The organism is Citreimonas salinaria, from assembly GCF_900107235.1.
In the GTDB taxonomy this organism is placed as follows: domain Bacteria; phylum Pseudomonadota; class Alphaproteobacteria; order Rhodobacterales; family Rhodobacteraceae; genus Citreimonas; species Citreimonas salinaria.
In genome coordinates, this window is record NZ_FNPF01000001.1 from 381,703 (window position 1) to 400,061 (window position 18,359).

An 18,359-nucleotide genomic window follows, 5' to 3' on the forward strand; every position below is an offset into this window, starting at 1 on the left:
AATGCAATCCGTAGGAGATATGGCGCGCGCCCTCGTGCTGCGTACCAACCAGGTCCGCTTGCGGACCGAGATGGACAAGCTGGCGGTCGAGGTCGCGACCGGCCTCGTCAAGGACCGCGCCAAGCATCTGGGTGGCGACATCACCGGGCTGACGGCAATCGACCGGACGTTGTCGCGGCTGAACGCCTACCGCATCAACACCACCGAAGCGGCGCTGGTGACGGGCACGATGCAGCAATCCCTGGGCAACATCCAGGATGCCAGTACCAACCTGGCGCAGAACATCCTGGGCGCCGAGCTGACACCCTCAAGCGGGCTGCTCGACTCCATGTCGGCCGATGCGGAAGCCACCATCAACACGGTCTTCAGCGCGTTGAACCAGACCGTGGCGGGGCGTTTTGTGTTCTCGGGCACCGCGACGGACAGGCCCGCGGTCGTCGATCCCGAAACGATGATGACGGCCGTGCGCGGGGCGACCACGGGCAAGACCACCTTCGCCGACATCTCGGCCGAAGTGGATTTGTTCTTCGCCCCCGGCGGGCTCTTCGACACGACGATCTACACCGGGTCGGGCGACGGGATAGCGCCCTTTCAGATCGGCGAAGGCGAGACGGCCCAGGCCGATATCCGCGCGACGGAGCAACCGCTGCGCGACATCCTCAAGCCGATCGTCATGGCGGCCCTGGCACGGGACGCTTCGCTGGATCCGTCGGTGCGTGTCGACCTGCTGCGCGAATCCGGCGCGACCATCGTCGGCGCGCAGGAATCCTTCACCACGCTACGTGCGGGTCTTGGCGCGACCGAGGCCAGGATCGAGGACGGGATGGCCCAGAACGCCGCCGAGCGGACCGCGACCAGCATGGCCAAGCTCGATCTGATCGAGGCCGAGCCCTACGAGACCGCCGCGCGCTACGAAAGCGTCCGCGCGCAGCTCGAGAGCATCTACGCCATTACGGTGCGCTCGCAACGCCTGTCCCTAACGGAGTTCATCCGATGATCCTGCGCCTTCTGGTCGCCCTTTCGCTGGTCGCTGCGGCGATCCAGCCCGCCGCCGCGCAGTCGGTGCGGATCAAGGATCTGGTCGAGGTCGACGGCGTGCGGTCCAACGATCTCGTGGGCTACGGCTTGGTCGTCGGCCTGAACGGCACCGGAGACGGTCTTCGCAACGCGCCCTTCACCGAAGAGATCATGTCGAACATCCTAGAGCGGCTGGGCGTCAACGTGCAGGGTGAACAGTTCCGCCCCCGCAACGTGGCCGCGGTCTTCGTCACGGCGCAGCTTCCGCCTTTCGCCCGCGCCGGCGGCCAGATCGACGTCACCGTGTCGGCCATCGGCGATGCCAACAGCCTGCTGGGCGGCACGCTGATCATGACTCCGCTGAACGCCGCCGACGGGCAGATCTACGCGGTGGCGCAGGGCACCGTGATCTCGGGCGGTGTCGACGCCGAAGGCGATGCCGCGCGCATCGTGCAGGGGGTTCCCACCGCCGGTGTGATCCCCTCGGGCGCGCGGGTCGAGCGCGAGGTCGAGTTCGACTTCACGCAGCTCAGCTCGCTCCGGCTTGCGCTGCGCGAACCGGATTTCACCACCGCGGCGCGGATCGAGGACGTGATCAACCGGTCGGTCGGTGGCCGCGCGGCGACCATGCTCGACGCCGGGACCGTCCGCATCGACCTGTCCAAGACCGGGGCCACCTCGCCCGCCCGCGCGATCGTGGCGCTCGAGAACCTGGCGATCGAGCCGGAGCGGCGGGCGCGCGTCGTGGTCGACCAGCGGTCGGGGACGATCGTCATGGGCGCGGACGTGCGGATCTCGCGGGTCGCGGTCTCGCAGGGCAACCTGACGCTGCGGATCGAGGAGGCGCCGGTCGCCGTCCAGCCCAATCCCTTCGCCGAGGGCGAGACCGTGATCGTCCCGCGCACCGAGGCCGAGATCATCGAGGAGCCCGGGATCGGCCTGGCCGAGGTGCCCAGCGGTGCGACCCTGTCCGAGGTGATCGCGGGGCTGAACGCGCTGGGCGTCAATCCGCGGGACATGATCGACATCCTTAAAAGCATCAAGGCGGCGGGCGCGCTGCATGCTGAATTCGTGGTGATGTGAAGAGACGGTTTCTGCAAAGCCGGCAGTATCGGGGAAAAAGATGCTTGGAATAATCGGGATCGTTCTCGTCTTCGTGATGGTCTTCGGCGGCTATGTGCTGGCCGGCGGCAAGATGGCGATCATCATCAAGGCACTGCCGTTCGAGCTCATGATGATCGGCGGCGCTGCGGTGGGCGCGTTCCTCATCAGCAACGAAGGCAGCGTCGTGAAGCACGCGATCCGCGACATGAGCAAGGTTTTCAAGGGTCCGAAATGGAAGCCCGAGGATTACCGGGATCTGCTGTGCCTGCTGTTCGAACTCATCCGCCTGGCGCGCAGCAGCCCCGTCGCGCTTGAGGAGCACGTCGAGAATCCGGAAGAATCCGCGATCTTCGGCAAGTATCCCAAGATCGCGGCCGACGCGAATTCGGTCGAACTGATCTGCGACACGCTTCGCTCGGTCTCGATGAACTACGACGACCCGCACCAGGTCGAGGAGGTTCTGGACAAGCGGCTGGAGCGCATGCAGGCGCACGCGCTGCATCCCAGCCATGCGCTGGGGTCCGTCGCCGACGCGTTGCCGGCGCTTGGTATCGTCGCCGCCGTTCTGGGCGTGATCAAGACCATGGCGTCGATCGACCAGCCGCCGGAAGTGCTGGGCAAGATGATCGGCGGCGCGCTTGTGGGAACGTTCCTGGGGGTGTTCCTGTCCTATGCGTTCGTCGCCCCCTTTGCCGCAAAGATGAAGGCCACGATCGACGACGATTTCCACTTCTACCAGCTGATCCGCGAGGTCCTGGTCGCCAACCTCCACAACCACTCGACGAACATCTGCATCGAGGTCGGCCGCCAGAATACCCCGTCGCATTTCCGGCCCACCTTCGTGGACCTGGAAGACGCGCTGAAATCGGTCAAGCAGGCATCATGATCCGGCTGTTGCTTTTACTTCTTCTGATGGCCGGCCCCGCCACGGCGCAAACCGTGACCGTGCGTTCGGGCGAACACGGCACGTTCACGAGGCTGGCGTTCGATTTGCCCGAGGGCACGCGCTGGACGCTCGAGGAGGGCGACGGAAGCGCAAGCAGGCGGCTGACCTTCGACCCGGCTCCGGGACGCATCGACACCGGCGGGGTTTTCGCCCGCATCGATCGCGGCCGGCTCGCCGATCTGTCGACCTTTCCGGGTGGCGGGGGAGTGACGCTGGCGCTCGCCTGCCGTTGCGACGTGGACAGCTTCATGCAAGGCACGCGGATGCTGGTTCTGGACATCTTCGAGTCTGACAGTCCGGTGGCGGAAGCTGTCGAGAGCGGTGGGCAGGCGCTGCAGCCATCGGTAATCTTGCCGGCCGTTCCGGACACGCTGACGGCGGTCAACCTCGGGGCGATGCCGCGCATCGGACCCGAACCGGCGCCGGCGCTCGTGGCTTTCGATCCGGCGCAGGCGCGCCGCGCGCTTCAGGCCCCCGAGTCCGCCTCGCCGTCCGCCGCCGGCTTGATTTCCGATATCGCCCAAGCGGTGGCCGAGTCGGCCGGAGCCGGTGTCCTCGAGCTTGCCGAGACGATCGATCCGGTCCGCGAGACGCCGGAACGTCCCGCGGCATCCGGCGAGTCGGATTTCAATCCGTCATCGACCACGCGAACCATCGAGGAGGACCGGGTTCGGATCGGCGTGGAGGGCTGCATTCCCGACGCGCGCCTGATTGCGGGGGCGGGGTCGGGCGCGCCGGACATCGCCACAGCTTACTCGGACAGGGATCAACTGCTGTCCGAGCTTGGACGACCCTCCCAGGAAGCCGTGGCGCTGCAGCGCGACCGCTTGCTGGCGATTGGCCTGGGCGCCGAGGCGCGGGCGCTTTCCGGCCTTATCGAGCACGACAACGCCCCCGATCGCGTCAAGCGCGCGCTGAGTTATCTGGTCGACGGGGAGCCGGACCCGGACGGCATTTTCCGGAACCAGCTGGGTTGCCGAAACCAAGCTGGCCTGTGGGCATTGCTGACGGACGGCGCGAACACGTCGGGAGTCGATCTGGACACCGATGCCATCGTGCAGAATTTCGAGATGCTGCCCGAGGCGCTGCGCCGCCATCTCGGCGCGGCGATGGCCGAGAAGCTGGCGAAGATCGGCGAACCCGACACCGCGCGCATGCTGATTTCCAGGCTTGAGCGGACGCATGGCGAGAAGACCGACGGGCTCAAGGTGGCCACGGCGGGCCTCGACCTGCACGACGGTGACCCGGCGGCCGCCGCCACCGCGGTTCGGGACGTGACCACGTCGGATCCCGAGATGCTGCCCGACCTGGCGTCGGTGCGAACCGACACCGCCTTTGCGCAGGATCGGGCGGTTGACCCGGAGACACTGGACGTCGCCGAGCTCTTGTGGCGCGAACGACGCATGCACGATGACGGGCCGGGGGCGACGCGAACCTACGTGCGCGCCCTTCTGACCCATTCGCGCTTCGACGAGGCCATCGAAGTCTTCCGGAGCGACACGTTGCCGGCCAACGTCTCGACCGGCTTGCAGCGCGACATCGCGGCACGTCTTGCGCGCGATGCGCAGGACGTCACCTTCCTGAAGCACATGATGCCGCAGGCGTCTGCCGATCTGCATCCGCAGGACCGTGCGCTGGCACGTCCGGTGGCCGAGCGCCTGATCGCCAGCGGGCTGCACGAAGCGGCGCTGTTCCATCTGCAGGCGGACGCGCGTCCTCCGGCCGTGGCTGACCGGATCCTGATGGCCCGCGCGCTGCTTTCGCTCGACCGGTATGCCGAGGCCGAGGAGCGGATCATGGGGCTCGACGAGCCGGACGCGCGCAAGCTGCGGGCGGAGATCCGTGAAGCGATGGGCGATTACGCCTATGCCTCGAACGCATTCGCAGCGCTGGGCGAGAGCGACGCCGCGCAGCGCGCCGCCTGGCTCGGCAGCGCCTGGTCCGATCTCGATGAGACTCCCGATCCGCTTTTTGCCGAGGCCGCGACGCTTGCCGCGACGCAGCCGCGCCCCGAGCAGGGAACCGGCCGGCCGGAACTGGCGGAGATCGACGCGCTTGTGGAGGACAGCGCGCAGGTGCGTGCGACGCTGGATGCGCTGCTGGCGCACACCAGCATCGGGGCCGGCGAATCGCCGGCGTCAAGCAAAAATTAAGGTCTAATGGCGTAGCTGGACGAGCCGGGCAGAAGCCCCGGTCTCGCCGCGGGACTGCATGCTATGAAGGGCGTCGACAAAACCGGGCTTTTCCAGCCCACCATTCTGCTCGCTCTGGCGTTGATGGCGATCATCGCGATGATGATCCTGCCGATGCCGTCGTGGGTGCTTGACGTCGGCCTTGCCGCATCCTTCGGGCTGGCGATCCTGATCTTCACGGTTACGCTGTTCATCGAGAAGCCGCTGGATTTCTCGGCCTTCCCGACGATCCTGCTCACATCGCTGATGCTGCGGCTGTCGCTCAACGTCAGTTCCACAAAGCTGATCATCGGCGAAGGGCACACCGGCACGGGCGCGGCGGGCGACGTCATCCAGGGCTTCGCCAACTTTGTCATGGGCGGGTCGGTGTTCCTGGGCCTCGTGGTGTTCGGCGTGCTGATGATCGTGAACTTCGCGGTCATCACCAAGGGCGCCGCGCGCATGGCCGAGGTGTCTGCCCGCTTCGCGCTGGACGGGATGCCGGGCAAGCAGCTGGCCATCGATTCGGACATGTCCGCCGGCGCGATCGACCATGCCGAGGCCAAGGCGCGGCGCGAGAACGAGTTGCAGGAGACGACGTTCTTCGGCTCGCTCGACGGGGCGTCGAAATTCGTGAAGGGCGACGCGGTCGCGGGTCTCCTGATCACCGCGCTGAACCTCGTGATGGGCATCATCATGGGGGTCTTCGTGCACGGGATGCCCGCCGGCCTCGCGTTCGAGACCTACGCCATCCTGACCGTCGGCGACGGGCTGGTCACGCAGATCCCCGCGGTCATCATCTCGATCGCGGCGGGTCTTCTGCTGGCGCGCGGCGGCTCGACCGGCTCGACCGACACCGCGCTGTCCGACCAGCTTGGCCGTCATCCCGCGGCGCTGGCGACCGTGGGCATCCTGATGGCCTTCTTCGCCTTCGTCCCGGGCCTGCCCTTCGTGCCGTTCATGCTGGGCGCGGCAGTTCTGGGCGGCACGGCCTGGTGGCTGGCGCGCCGCAAGCCCGAGGACGATGACGACGACACCGAGGACGCAGCCCCCGTGGTGCCGCGCGACAAGCCGATCGGCGACGTGCTGGACCTGGACGACATCCATGTCGAATTCGCCACCGACCTCGTGAACATGGTGCTGGATCCCGGCACGGGGCTGGACGCCCGGATCTCGAACATGCGCAACCACGTGGCTTCGAACTACGGGCTGATCCTGCCCGAGATCCGCCTGACCGATTCCAGCCTTTTGCCCACGGGTACCTACGCGATCCGCATCCATGGGGTCGAGATGGCCCGCGGCGCACTGCATCCGGATCTGGTGCTTGCGCTGATCCCCGAGGAGGCCGGCGCACTGCCCCGCGGCCACGACGTGAACGAGCCCGTCTACGGTGCCCCGGCGCGCTGGATCAAGCCGGACGATCAAGAGGCCGCCGCGATGACCGGCCTGACCGTCGTCACGCCGACCGAGGTTCTGGCGACGCACCTGCTCGAGATCATCCGCCGCAACTTCCCGCGCCTGCTGACGCTGAAGGCGCTGCGCCGCCTGCTCGACGAGATGGTGTCGCTGACCAACGGCGCGCGCAGCGAAGCCAACCGGAAGCTGCTCGAGGAGCTGATCCCGGACAAGGTGCAGATCGACACGCTGCTCCAGGTGCTGCGCCTGCTGCTCGAGGAACAGGTTTCGATCCGCAACCTGCCGCTGATCCTCGAGGCGATCGCCGAGACCCGCGGCCACCAGAAGATCCCCGAGACGATTTGCGAACACGTCCGCCAGCGGCTGAGCTTCCAGTTGGTCGCCGGCATGCGGCGCGAGGACGGGACGATCCCGCTGATCCAGCTTGCGCCGGAATGGGAGGATACCTTCGCCGCGCACCAGATCGACGGCAGCCAGGGTGGACTGGACGTGGCGCTGCCGCCCGACCGGTTCGAGGCGCTGACCGCGGGCCTTGCCCACGAGATCGGCGATGCCAGCGGGCGCGGGGTGTTCCCGGCGGTGATCACCTCGGCCCGGCGGCGGCGATTCCTGCGCACGGTGATGGCGGCCAAGGGAATCAACAACCCGGTGATGTCCTTCGAGGAAATTGGCGTCGAGGCCCGTCCGGCGCTGGTGGGGACGGTGGCCGCCTGATGCCGATCGAGGAAGCCTTCGGCGCCGCGACGATACTGGCCTGGGGCAGCCTGATCGTGTTCTTGCGGGTCGCCGCGGCGCTGTTCGCGCTGCCCGCGCTGGGCGAGCAATGGCTGTCGCTCCGCGTGCGCCTGCTGCTGGCAATCATGCTGACCGCCGCGATCGTGCCGGCGGTGCTGCCCGCGCTCGACATCCCCGACCCGTCGCTGGGCAGCTTCCTGAAGGCGCTGGTGACAGAGACGCTGGCCGGCCTGTTCATGGGGATCATGCTGCGCCTGTTCGTCCTGGCGATCCAGACCGCGGGCTCGATGATGGCGCAGTCGACATCGCTGTCGCAGATCATGGGACAGGCGGGCATCGACCCTCTGCCGGCGATGGGCCACGTTCTGACCGTCTCGGCGCTGGCGTTGCTGATGGCCACGGGCTTTCACGTCAAGGCGGCGGCCTACCTGATCCTGTCCTACGACATCCTGCCGCCGCTCGAGTTTCCCAATCCCGGCGCGGTCGCCGATGCCGGCCGGCGCCGCGTGGCCGAAAGCTTCGCGCTGGCGTTCAGCCTGGCGCTGCCCTTCGTCATCCTGTCGGTGCTGTACAACCTGACGCTGGGGGTCATCAACAAGGCGATGCCGACGCTGATGGTCGCCTTCGTCGGGGCGCCGGTGATCACCATGGGGGCGGTCGCGATGCTGTTCCTGACGGCGCCGCTGGCGCTGACCGTGTGGCTGGAAGCGGTCGAGGTCTTCCTTGCCGCGCCGTTCCGGTAGCCCCGCATGTCCGAGGAGGAAGGCGCCGAAAAGAGCCACGAGCCATCGCCGCGCAAGCTCGAGAAAGCGCGCGAGAAGGGCGAGGTTCCCCGATCGACCGACCTGATGACCACGATGGCCTATCTGGGCATCCTGCTGGTCGGGATCGGCTTCGGCGCGAAGGCCCTCACGACCTTCGCCGACGCGCTGGTGCCGTTCCTTGCCCAGCCGGAGCGCCTGGCAACGCTGTTCTTCCGCGACGGCGCGCCTGCGGTGGCGGCTTCGGTCATGCGCGCCACGATGGTGCCGGTCGCGCCGCTGCTGCTGGTGCCGGGCCTGCTGGTCCTGCTGCTTCTGCTGGCCACGCGGACGCTGCTGTTCACCCCGTCCAAGCTTGTGCCCAAGTTCAGCCGCCTGTCGCCGATCGAGGGCGCCAAGAACAAGTTCGGTCGCAAGGGCCTGTTCGAGTTCGCCAAAAGCTTCGTGAAGCTGCTGGTCTATTCCTGCGTGCTGGCGCTGTTCCTCGGTTCGCAGATGGAGCAGATCGTCGGCATGATGCGCGCCAGCCCGGCCGAGGGCGCGGTCGCGCTGGTGAGCAAGATGATGCGGTTCCTGACGATCGTGGTGGTGATCGCCGGCGCGATCGGTCTGCTCGATTTCTTCTTTCAGCAGGCCGAGCACATCCGCAAGAACCGCATGACGCACAAGGAGATGCGCGACGAGTTTAAGGAGTCCGAGGGCGATCCCTACATCAAGCAGCAGCGCCGCCAGAAGGCGCAGGAAATCGCCATGAGCCAGATGATGCAGGACGTGCCGGGCGCGGACGTGGTCATCGTGAACCCGACGCATTACGCCGTCGTGCTGAAATGGAGCCGCGCCGCGGGTTCGGCGCCCGTCTGCGTCGCCAAGGGGCAGGACGCGGTCGCGCTGAAGATCCGCGAGATCGCCGCCGAGGCCGGCGTGCCGATCCGGTCGGACCCGCCGACCGCGCGGGCGCTTCACGCGACCACCCGGATCGGCGACGAGATCGCGCCCGAGCATTACGAACCGGTGGCCGCGGCGATCCGCTTTGCCGAGGACATGCGCCGCCGCGCACGCGAAAGGGGTTGGGGATGACGGGAAAGCTCGACGACCTGCATCCGGTCACCGGCGCGCTGCGCGACCGCGCGCTGGAAAGCCACCGCAGGAACCTGGCCGAAAGCCGCCGCATCGCCGCCGAGGTGGCCGAGATCGACGCCCTGCGCCGCGCGGCGCAGTCGGACTGGGCCGGGCTCGGCGCGCACCGGATGCTGGGCGCGGACCGGCTGTGGAACGGCTGGCTGCTGAACCGCCGGGCGAGCCTGCTGCAGCAGGCCGCGATGGCCCGCGCGCGCGAGCATGACAGCCAGGCCGCCGCGCGCACCGCGCTGGCCCGGCACGATGCCCTCGAGGATCTGGCGCGGCAACAGGCCGACGAGCGCAGGCAGACGCGCGATCGCGCTGCGACCGAGCGGCTTCAGGCGCTTGGCATCCTGAACGCAGGCGGCGAAGGCTAGGCCGCCGCGGCGATCAATCCGGCGCGACCAGAGGGGCGTTCCAACCCTTGGCGGCTGGCCAATCCCGCGCTCTTGCGCCATTGTCCGCGCCAATCGCCAAGGGAGACGCGCCATGGGGTTCGGCAAGGGCTGCCACCTGCACCTGATCGACGGATCGGCCTACATTTTCAGGGCCTTCCACGCGCTGCCGCCGCTGGTGCGCAAGTCCGACGGCCTGCCGATCGGCGCGGTCAGCGGCTTCTGCAACATGCTGCACCGCTACGTCGAGGGGAACACCGGCCCCGACGCGCCGACCCACGTGGCGGTGATCTTCGACAAGGGCAGCCAGACCTTCCGCAACGACCTCTACGACCAGTACAAGGCCAATCGCGACGCCATGCCGGAGGACATGCGCCCGCAGATCCCGCTGACGCGCCGTGCGACCGAGGCGTTCAACATCGCCTGCAAGGAACTGGAAGGGTTCGAGGCCGACGACATCATGGCCACGCTGGCCTGCCAAGCGCGCGAGGCCGGCGGGCGGGTGACGATCATCAGTTCGGACAAGGACCTGATGCAGTTGGTGGGCGACGGGGTCGAGATGCTCGACCCGATGAAGAACCGGGTGATAGACCGCGAGGGCGTGATCGAGAAGTTCGGCGTGCCGCCCGAACGGGTGGTCGACGTGCAGGCGCTGGCGGGCGACAGCGTCGACAACGTTCCCGGCGCGCCGGGCATCGGGCTCAAGACCGCGGCGCTGCTGATCAACGAATACGGCACGCTCGAGGACCTGCTGGACCGCGCCGAGGAGATCAAGCAGCCCAAGCGCCGCCAGACCCTGATCGACAAGCGCGAGCAGATCGAGCTGTCCAAGAAGTTGGTGCAGCTCGACTGCCACATGGATCTGGGCTTCGCACTGGACGAGCTTGAGGTGCGCGAGCCCGACTCGGCGGTCCTGCTGGATTTCCTCGCCGAGATGGAGTTCCGCACCCTGTCCAAGCGCATCGCCGACGCGATGGGCAAGGAGGCGCCGGTCATCCCCGAAAAGGCGCCCGATCCGGCCGAGGAAGCCTCGCTGCCCGAAATGCCGCCGATCGACACCGATGCCTATACCTGCATTCGCGACGTTGCCACGCTGCGGGAATGGGTTGCGGCGGCCCATGCGCGGGGTCACGTCGCGCTGGACACCGAGACGACCGGCCTGAACGAGATGCTGTGCGATCTCGTCGGCGTGTCGCTGTGCATCGAGCCGGGGCAGGCGGCCTACGTGCCGCTGACCCACCGCGACGGCGCCGCTGACGACCTGTTCTCGGGCGATGCGCTGACCGAGGGGCAGATCCCGCTGGACGAGGCGCTGGCCGTGCTGAAACCGATGCTCGAAGACCCGGCGGTGCTCAAGATCGGGCAGAACATGAAGTACGACGTCAAGGTTCTAAGCCGCTACGGCATAGCCGTGGCGCCGATCGACGACACGATGCTGATGTCCTACGCGATGCATTCCGGCCTGCACGGGCACGGCATGGACACGCTGGCCGAGCGCTACCTCAGCCACACCTGCATCCCGATCAAGCAGCTTCTCGGAACCGGCAAGGCACAGGTCACCTTCGACCGCGTGCCCATCGACCAGGCCGCGACCTACGCCGCCGAGGATGCCGACATCACGCTGCGCCTGTGGAAGACGTTCAAGCCGCAGCTGCACCGCGCCCGCGTCACCCGCGTCTACGAGGGGCTGGAACGCCCGATGGTTCCCGTGCTGGCGGACATGGAGCGCGCGGGCATCAAGGTGGACCGCGACGTGCTGTCCCGCATGTCCGGCGCCTTCGCGCAGAAGATGGCGCAGCTGGAATCGGAGATCCACGAACTGGCGGGCGAGAAGTTCAACGTCGGCTCGCCCAAGCAGCTGGGCGAGATCCTGTTCGACAAGTTCTCGCTGCCCGGCGGTAAGAAGGGCAAGACCGGCGCCTACGCCACCGGCGCCGACGTGCTCGAGGATCTGGCGACCGAGCATGACCTGCCGGCGCGGGTGCTGGACTGGCGCCAGATCAGCAAGCTGAAATCGACCTACACCGACGCGCTGCAGACGCATATCAACGCCGATACCGGCCGGGTGCACACCTGCTACTCGATTGCGGGGGCCAATACCGGGCGCCTCGCCTCGAACGAGCCGAACCTGCAGAACATCCCCGTGCGCAGCGACGAAGGCCGCCGCATCCGCGAGGCCTTCGTCGCGGACGAGGGCAAGGTGCTGGTCAGCCTGGACTACAGTCAGATCGAGCTGCGCATCCTGGCGCACATGGCCGGGATCGAGGAGCTGAAGCAGGCCTTCGCCGAGGGGCAGGACATCCACGCGCTGACGGCATCCGAGATGTTCAACGTCCCGCTCGACCAGATGACGTCCGAGGTGCGCCGGCAGGCCAAGGCGATCAACTTCGGCGTGATCTACGGGATCTCGGGCTTCGGTCTTGCGCGTAACCTGCGCATCCCCCGGGCCGAGGCGCAGGGCTTCATCGACCGGTATTTCGAGCGCTTCCCCGGTATCCGGAAGTACATGGACGACACCATCGCCTTCGCCAAGGAACACAAGCGGGTGGAAACCCTGTTCGGTCGCGTCATCCATACGCCTGAAATCTCGGCCTCTGGTCCACGGGCGGGATTTGCCCGCCGTGCGGCGATCAATGCCCCGATCCAGGGCACCGCGGCCGACATCATCCGCCGCGCGATGGTGCGGATGCCCGACGCCATCGCGGGCCTGCCCGCGCGGATGCTGCTGCAGGTGCACGACGAACTGCTGTTCGAGGTCGAGACCGGCGCCGCCGAAGACCTGATCGCGGCCGCGCGCGCGGTGATGGAAGGCGCCGCCGATCCGGTGGTGAAGCTGGACGTGCCTCTGGTGGTCGATGCGGGGCAGGGGGCGAACTGGGCTGCCGCGCATTAGGCGACTTGACGTTCTCCGCTACTCCACCACACAAAAAACGGCCCGTGACCGAAGTCACGGGCCGTCGTCTTGTCGTTCAATGGCTTCCGATCAGAACGGGCTGTCGGGGAAGTAGAACTGCTCGGCGTTTTCCTGCGTGATGATCTGGCTGCCGATGATGAACCGGCCCGAAACCGGTGTGGGCGACACGAGGCCAAGCGCCGTCAGCTCGATCGCGGTGGCGATCTGTGCCGGCGGGTAGGTGACGTTGACGGGCAGCATCGGGTCGCCTTCCATCATGCGCTTGATGATCTGCTTCATCCCGGCGCCGCCGACGACCCACATCTCCTCGTTGCGGCCCGCCTGCGAGATCGCCTCGAGCGCGCCGATGGCCATGTCGTCATCGGCGGCCCAGACCGCGTCGATGTCTTCGTACTTCGACAGGAAGTCCTGCATCACGTTGAAGGCGTCGTCGCGGTTCCAGTTGCCGTGCTGCATGTCCAGCACGTTGATGCCCGACCCTTCGATGGCCGCCTGGAATGCCTCGACCCGCTCGTTGTCGAGCGTGGTCGGGATGCCGCGCAGCACCACGATGTTGTCGCCCTCGCTCAGGGTCTCGGCAAAGTACTCGCCCGCGACGCGGCCAAAGCCGGGGTTGTCGCCCGCCACGTACAGGTCCTCGATCCCCTCGACAGACAGGCCGCGGTCGACGACCGTGACCCAGATGCCCTGTTCCTTGACGGACTGGACGGGGCCGGTCAGCGGCTCGGATTCGAAGGGCAGCACGACCAGCGCGTCGATGCCGCGGGTGGCGACCATGTCCTCGATGTCGTTGACCATGGTGCCCGCGTCGCCGGCGGTGGCCAGGACGAAGTCAAGCTGCGGGTAGGTCTCTTCCAGGCGCTCGATGCTGGCCTGGGCGTGGTAGTTGAGGCCGCCCATGAAGCCGTGCGTGGCCGACGGAATGGCCACGCCGATGGTCATGGTGTCTTCCTGCGCCAGCGCGGGGCCCGACGCCAGCGCCAGACCCAGCGCGGCGCCCTTCAGGATCGTTCTGCGTTGCATGTGTTTCCTCCCAATTGTGCCGTTCATTCGGCGGACTTGCCCTGCCGTTGCAAGACGACGGCAAGGATGACGATGACGCCCTGGATCGTGCCGTTCAGATAGGGCGAGACGATCGAGGCGAGATTCAGGATGTTGTCGATGAGGCTGAGGATCAGCACGCCGATCACTGTGCCCCAGACCCGGCCGAAGCCGCCCTTCAGCAGGGTGCCGCCGATGATCACCGCGGCGATGGCCTCAAGCTCCCACAGCACGCCGGTCGAGCCGGACGCCGAGCCGAGGCGCGGCACGTACATGATCGTCGCCACGCCCACCAGCACGCCCAACAGCACGTACGTGCCCATACGCACCCGGTCGACCTTGACGGCGGAATACTTCGCCACCTGCTCGTTCGCACCCAGCGAGGCGCAGTGGCGCCCGAACGGCGTCTTGCGCATCGCCAGCTCGCCCAGGATCGCGACCAGCGCGAAGACGATGATCGGCCATGCGATGCCGAGGATGCCGTCGTAATAGACCGGGCGGTAGAAGGTGCGCGCATCGAAATCCAGCGACAGCGTTCCGCCATCGGCCAGCCAGGTGGTCAACGAGCGGTAGACGCCCATCGCACCCAGCGTCACGATGAACGCCTCGATCCGGACCTTGGCAATCAGGAAACCATTGAGCATTCCCGCCGCCAGCCCGGTCAGCAGGGCCACGCCCATGCCTGCCAGGACCAGCGGAACGCCGATGCCCAGCGTCGGAATCAAGGCGTTCATCGCCATGATCATTACCCCGGCGATGAAGGCCGCCATCGAGCCCACGGACAGGTCGATCCCGCCGCCGGTGATGACGAAGGTCATGCCGACCGCGATGATGCCGATGAAGGCCGAGCGCGCCAGCACGTTCGTGACGTTCGCGTAGCTCAGGAAGTTGCTGTTGAGCATGGCGCCCAGGACGATCAGCGCGATCAGCGCCAGGACTGGCCCGAGAACGTGCAGCGGCAGGCTGCGCCGCCGGCTGGTCGCTTGGGGTGCCGCGGTGGTGTCGGTCATGCGCTTGCTCCGGTCAACTCGTCCACGCCCATGGCGCGGCGCAGGATCGCGTCCTCGGTGATTGCGTCGCCGCTCAGCTCTCCGGCGATGTGGCCGCGGCCCATGACGACCACGCGGTCGGCAAGGCCGATCACCTCGGTCAGCTCGGACGAGACGACGATGACGCTCTTGCCCGCCGCTGCCAGCGCGGCGATGAATTCGTAGATCTGCTGCTTGGTGCCGATGTCGATGCCGCGCGTGGGCTCGTCGATGATGACGATCTGCGGCTCGGCCAGCATGGTCTTGGCCAGCAGAAGCTTCTGCTGGTTGCCGCCCGAGAGACTGCCGGCCAGCATGTCGCGGTCGTTGACGCGGATGTCGAAATCCGAGATCGCGTTCGTCAGGGCCGTGTCCTCGGCCTTCTTGTCGATGAAGATCCTGCCGAAGCGATCGAGCGCCAGCAGCGTCAGGTTCTCGGTCAGGGACTTGGTCAGCAGCAGGCCCTTTTCCTTGCGGTCCTCGGTCAGGTAGACCAGTCCGGCCTCGCGCGCGGCGCGGACCGAGTTCGGCTTGATCGTCTGGCCGTTCACCCGGACAAGCCCGGTGGCCGGGCGCAGGCCCACGATGCCTTCCATCAGCTCGGTCCGGCCGGCGCCGACGAGGCCGGCAAAACCCAGCACCTCGCCCCGGCGCAAGGTGAACGACGCATCGCGCACACGGCCGGGCACGGTCAGCCCCTCGACCTGCAGCACCACATCGTCCCGAGCGGGCACCTTGGGCGGGAACAGGTCCGAGAGTTCGCGGCCGACCATCGTTTCGGCCATCGCGTGTTCGCTGAAGCCTTCGGCGGGTCGCGTGGTGATGTGGGCGCCGTCGCGCAGCACCGTGACTCGGTCGGCGATGCGCGCGATCTCGTCCAGTTTGTGCGAGGTGTAGAGAATCGCAGTGCCCTGCGCCTTCAGCCGCGCGATCTGCTCCAGCAGCACGTCGGTCTCGCGGGCGGTCAGCACGGCGGTCGGCTCGTCCATGATCAGCACGCGGGCGTTGCGCCCAAGCGCGCGGGCGATCTCGACCATCTGGCGGTTGGGGACCGACAGGTCGCGGATCGGCGTGCGCGGGTCCGCGTGGCAATCCAGCCGCGCCAGCAGGTCGCGCGCTTCCTCGCGCATCGCCTTCTTGTCCAGAAAGGGACCGCGCATCTTCTCGCGGCCCAGAAAGATGTTCTCCTCGACCGTCAACTGCAGGGCCAGGTTGAATTCCTGGTGGATCATCAGGATTCCGGCATCCTCGGCTTCGCGCTGGTCGGCGAAGCGAACCGGCCGGCCGTCCAGCAGCAGCTCGCCCTCGGTCGGGGCAAGGTAGCCGCCGAGGATCTTCATCGTCGTGGACTTGCCTGCTCCGTTTTCCCCGATCAGGGCGTGAACCTCGCCCGGTATCAGCGAGAAATCGACGCCGTGCAGCACCCGGATCGGCCCGAAGGCCCGGGTGATCCCGCGCGCCTCGAGGATCGCCGTCATGGCTTCACCCAAGCCGCATCGCGCTTCGACGACCGGACGCAGGCATCGACGAAGGAGACGCCCTCGACGCCGTCGGCGATCGTCGGAAAGGTCACCCCCTCGGGCACCGACGCACCGGTGCGCGCGGCGCGGATCGCCTGCGCGGCCTCGCCGTAGATGTTGGCGAACGCCTCGAGGAACCCTTCCGGGTGCCCCGGCGGCGTGCGTGTCAGCCGGCGCGAGCCGTCTGACGTGGCGGCCGAGGCACGTGTGACGATCTCGGTCGCGCCGCCCAGCGGGGTGACCAGCAGCCGGTTCGACTCTTCCTGCCGCCACTCCAGCCCGGCCTTCGTGCCGAAGACGCGCAGGGTCAGGGCGTTTTCCTTTCCCGCCGCGACCTGGCTGCACCACAGCATCCCGCGCGCGCCGCCGTCGAAGCGCAGCATGACATGCGCGTTGTCGTCCAGCGCGCGGCCGGGGACGAAGGCTTGCAGGTCCGCCGCCAGCGCCGTGGGTACCAGCCCGGTGACGAAGCGCAGCAGGTTGAAGGCATGTGTGCCGATATCCCCGGTGGCGCCGCCCGCGCCCGAACGTTCGGGATCGGTCCGCCACGCGGCCTGCTTGTTGTCGGGGGCCGGGACCTCGGCCAGCCAGTCCTGCGCATATTCGACCTGCACCACGCGGATGTCGCCCAGGTCGCCGCGCGCGACGCGGGCCTGCGCCTCGCGGACCAGCGGGTAGCCGGTGTAGTTGTGCGTCAGGATGAACTGCGCGTCCGACTGCTCGGCCGCCTTCGCCAGCTTCTTGGCGTCGGCCAGCGTGCCGGTCAGCGGTTTGTCGCAGATCACGTGGATGCCGCGTTTCAGGAACTCGCGCGCCACGGGCAGGTGCATGTGGTTGGGCACCACGACGGCCACCGCCTCGATTCCGTCCTTGAGCCGCGCCTCGCGCTTGGCCATCTCGACATAGTCGGTGTAGGTCCGATCGCGGGGAAGGCCTATCGCCTCGGCCGAGGCGCGGGCCTTGTCCTCGGTCGACGACAGCGCGCCGGCGACAAGGTGGTAGTGCCCGTCCAGGCGCGCGGCGATGCGGTGGATGGAGCCGATCATGGCGTCCTGTCCGCCGCCCACCATGCCCAGCCGGATCGGGCCGGTCCTGTCGGCAAAGCGGCTCATGCGCCCAGCCCCAGCATCTTGCGGTTGGCGGCCTCGTCCGTGCCGCCATCGGCGAAATCGTCGAAGGCGTGCGGGGTCACACGGATGATGTGGTCACGCACGAAGGCCGCGCCCTCGCGCGCGCCGTCCTCGGGGTGCTTGAGCGCGCATTCCCATTCGACGACAGCCCAGCCGTCGAAGTCGATCGCCGCCAGCTTCGAGAAGATGGCCTTGAAGTCGACCTGCCCGTCGCCAAGCGACCGGAAGCGCCCGGCGCGGTCGACCCAGGACTGGTATCCGCCATAGACGCCCTGCCGGCCGGTCGGGTTGAACTCGGCGTCCTTGACGTGGAAGGCGCCGATGCGCTCGGCGTAGATGTCCAGGTTATCGAGGTAGTCGAGGCACTGCAGCACGTAGTGGCTGGGATCGTAGAGCATCTTGGCGCGTGCGTGCTGGTCCACGCGGTCGAGGAACATCTCGAAGGTGACGCCGTCGTGCAGATCCTCGCCGGGATGGATCTCGTAGCACAGGTCGATGCCGTGTTCGTCGGCGAGGTCCAGCAGCGGGCGCCAGCGGCGGGCAAGCTCGTCGAAGGCCATGTCGACCAACCCGGCGGGGCGCTGCGGCCAGGGGTAGACGTAGGGCCAGGCCAACGCGCCCGAGAATGTCGGCAGCGCCGTCAGCCCAAGGTTGGCCGAGGCGCGGATCGCCTTTTCGACCTGCGAGACGGCCCATTCCTGCCGCGCCGCCGGATCGCCGCGCACGGACGGGTTCGCGAAGCCGTCGAAGACCATGTCGTAGGCCGGGTGTACCGCGACCAGCTGGCCCTGCAGGTGGCACGACAGCTCGGTCACGGTGATGCCGTTCTCGTGGGCCTGCCCGGCCCAGTCGGCGCAGTAGCCTTTGCTGTCCGCCGCTTTGTCCAGGTCGATCAGCCGGCTGTCCCAGCTTGGCACCTGAACGCCCTCGTAGCCGCAATCGGCGGCCCAGCGGGTGATCCCGGTCCAGCTGTCGAACGGCGCTTCGTCGCCTGCGAACTGCGCAAGAAAAAGAGCGGGGCCCTTGATGGTTTTCACGGCGTCCTCCCATGCGCGCCGTTTT

The 18,359-nt window shown here is 67.6% G+C and carries 14 protein-coding genes; 9 read left to right on the top strand and 5 right to left on the bottom strand.

Annotated features, from left to right (window positions below; all coding sequences use genetic code 11):
* Position 1: 1 nt before the first annotated feature.
* From BLW27_RS01805 to polA, 9 genes are all read left to right on the top strand, one after another.
* Positions 2 to 997, top strand: coding sequence for a flagellin (locus BLW27_RS01805; protein WP_089878287.1), 996 nt, complete (start codon positions 2 to 4; stop codon positions 995 to 997).
* Positions 994 to 2,100, top strand: a complete 1,107-nt coding sequence (locus tag BLW27_RS01810) for a flagellar basal body P-ring protein FlgI (protein ID WP_089878290.1) — start codon at positions 994 to 996, stop codon at positions 2,098 to 2,100. The genes BLW27_RS01805 and BLW27_RS01810 overlap by 4 nt, the downstream gene beginning before the upstream one ends.
* A gap of 40 nt (positions 2,101 to 2,140) precedes the next feature.
* Complete coding sequence (motA, locus tag BLW27_RS01815) at positions 2,141 to 3,007, top strand: flagellar motor stator protein MotA (protein WP_089878295.1); 867 nt, start codon at positions 2,141 to 2,143, stop codon at positions 3,005 to 3,007.
* Complete coding sequence (locus BLW27_RS01820) at positions 3,004 to 5,220, top strand: hypothetical protein (protein WP_089878298.1); 2,217 nt, start codon at positions 3,004 to 3,006, stop codon at positions 5,218 to 5,220. The genes motA and BLW27_RS01820 overlap by 4 nt, the downstream gene beginning before the upstream one ends.
* A 63-nt stretch (positions 5,221 to 5,283) precedes the next feature.
* Positions 5,284 to 7,368, top strand: a complete 2,085-nt coding sequence (gene flhA / locus BLW27_RS01825) for a flagellar biosynthesis protein FlhA (protein ID WP_089878300.1) — start codon at positions 5,284 to 5,286, stop codon at positions 7,366 to 7,368.
* Entirely contained in the window at positions 7,368 to 8,132 is a 765-nt protein-coding gene (locus BLW27_RS01830; RefSeq protein ID WP_089878304.1) for a flagellar biosynthetic protein FliR, read from the top strand. The genes flhA and BLW27_RS01830 overlap by 1 nt, the downstream gene beginning before the upstream one ends.
* Before the next feature lie 6 nt (positions 8,133 to 8,138).
* Positions 8,139 to 9,227: an EscU/YscU/HrcU family type III secretion system export apparatus switch protein gene (locus BLW27_RS01835; protein WP_089878307.1), complete on the top strand. Its 1,089-nt coding sequence runs from the start codon at positions 8,139 to 8,141 to the stop codon at positions 9,225 to 9,227.
* Entirely contained in the window at positions 9,224 to 9,646 is a 423-nt protein-coding gene (locus tag BLW27_RS01840; protein ID WP_089878310.1) for a hypothetical protein, read from the top strand. The genes BLW27_RS01835 and BLW27_RS01840 overlap by 4 nt, the downstream gene beginning before the upstream one ends.
* Before the next feature lie 112 nt (positions 9,647 to 9,758).
* Complete coding sequence (polA, locus tag BLW27_RS01845; protein ID WP_089878313.1) at positions 9,759 to 12,557, top strand: DNA polymerase I; 2,799 nt, start codon at positions 9,759 to 9,761, stop codon at positions 12,555 to 12,557.
* A 90-nt stretch (positions 12,558 to 12,647) separates the two neighbouring features.
* Here polA and BLW27_RS01850 read toward each other — a convergent pair whose 3' ends face one another.
* From BLW27_RS01850 to BLW27_RS01870, 5 genes are read right to left on the bottom strand one after another with little or no spacing between them, the layout of a single operon-like run.
* On the bottom strand, positions 12,648 to 13,601 hold the full coding sequence (locus BLW27_RS01850; protein ID WP_089878316.1) for an ABC transporter substrate-binding protein: 954 nt from the start codon (positions 13,599 to 13,601) through the stop codon (positions 12,648 to 12,650).
* 23 nt (positions 13,602 to 13,624) lie between these two features.
* Positions 13,625 to 14,629, bottom strand: a complete 1,005-nt coding sequence (locus BLW27_RS01855) for an ABC transporter permease (protein ID WP_089878319.1) — start codon at positions 14,627 to 14,629, stop codon at positions 13,625 to 13,627.
* Positions 14,626 to 16,125: a sugar ABC transporter ATP-binding protein gene (locus tag BLW27_RS01860; RefSeq protein ID WP_089878322.1), complete on the bottom strand. Its 1,500-nt coding sequence runs from the start codon at positions 16,123 to 16,125 to the stop codon at positions 14,626 to 14,628. The genes BLW27_RS01855 and BLW27_RS01860 overlap by 4 nt, the downstream gene beginning before the upstream one ends.
* Entirely contained in the window at positions 16,122 to 17,279 is a 1,158-nt protein-coding gene (locus BLW27_RS01865) for a Gfo/Idh/MocA family protein (protein WP_089878325.1), read from the bottom strand. The genes BLW27_RS01860 and BLW27_RS01865 overlap by 4 nt, the downstream gene beginning before the upstream one ends.
* Positions 17,276 to 18,334, bottom strand: a complete 1,059-nt coding sequence (locus BLW27_RS01870; RefSeq protein ID WP_089878330.1) for a sugar phosphate isomerase/epimerase family protein — start codon at positions 18,332 to 18,334, stop codon at positions 17,276 to 17,278. Before BLW27_RS01870 ends, BLW27_RS01865 begins: the two co-directional genes overlap by 4 nt.
* Positions 18,335 to 18,359: the final 25 nt, after the last annotated feature.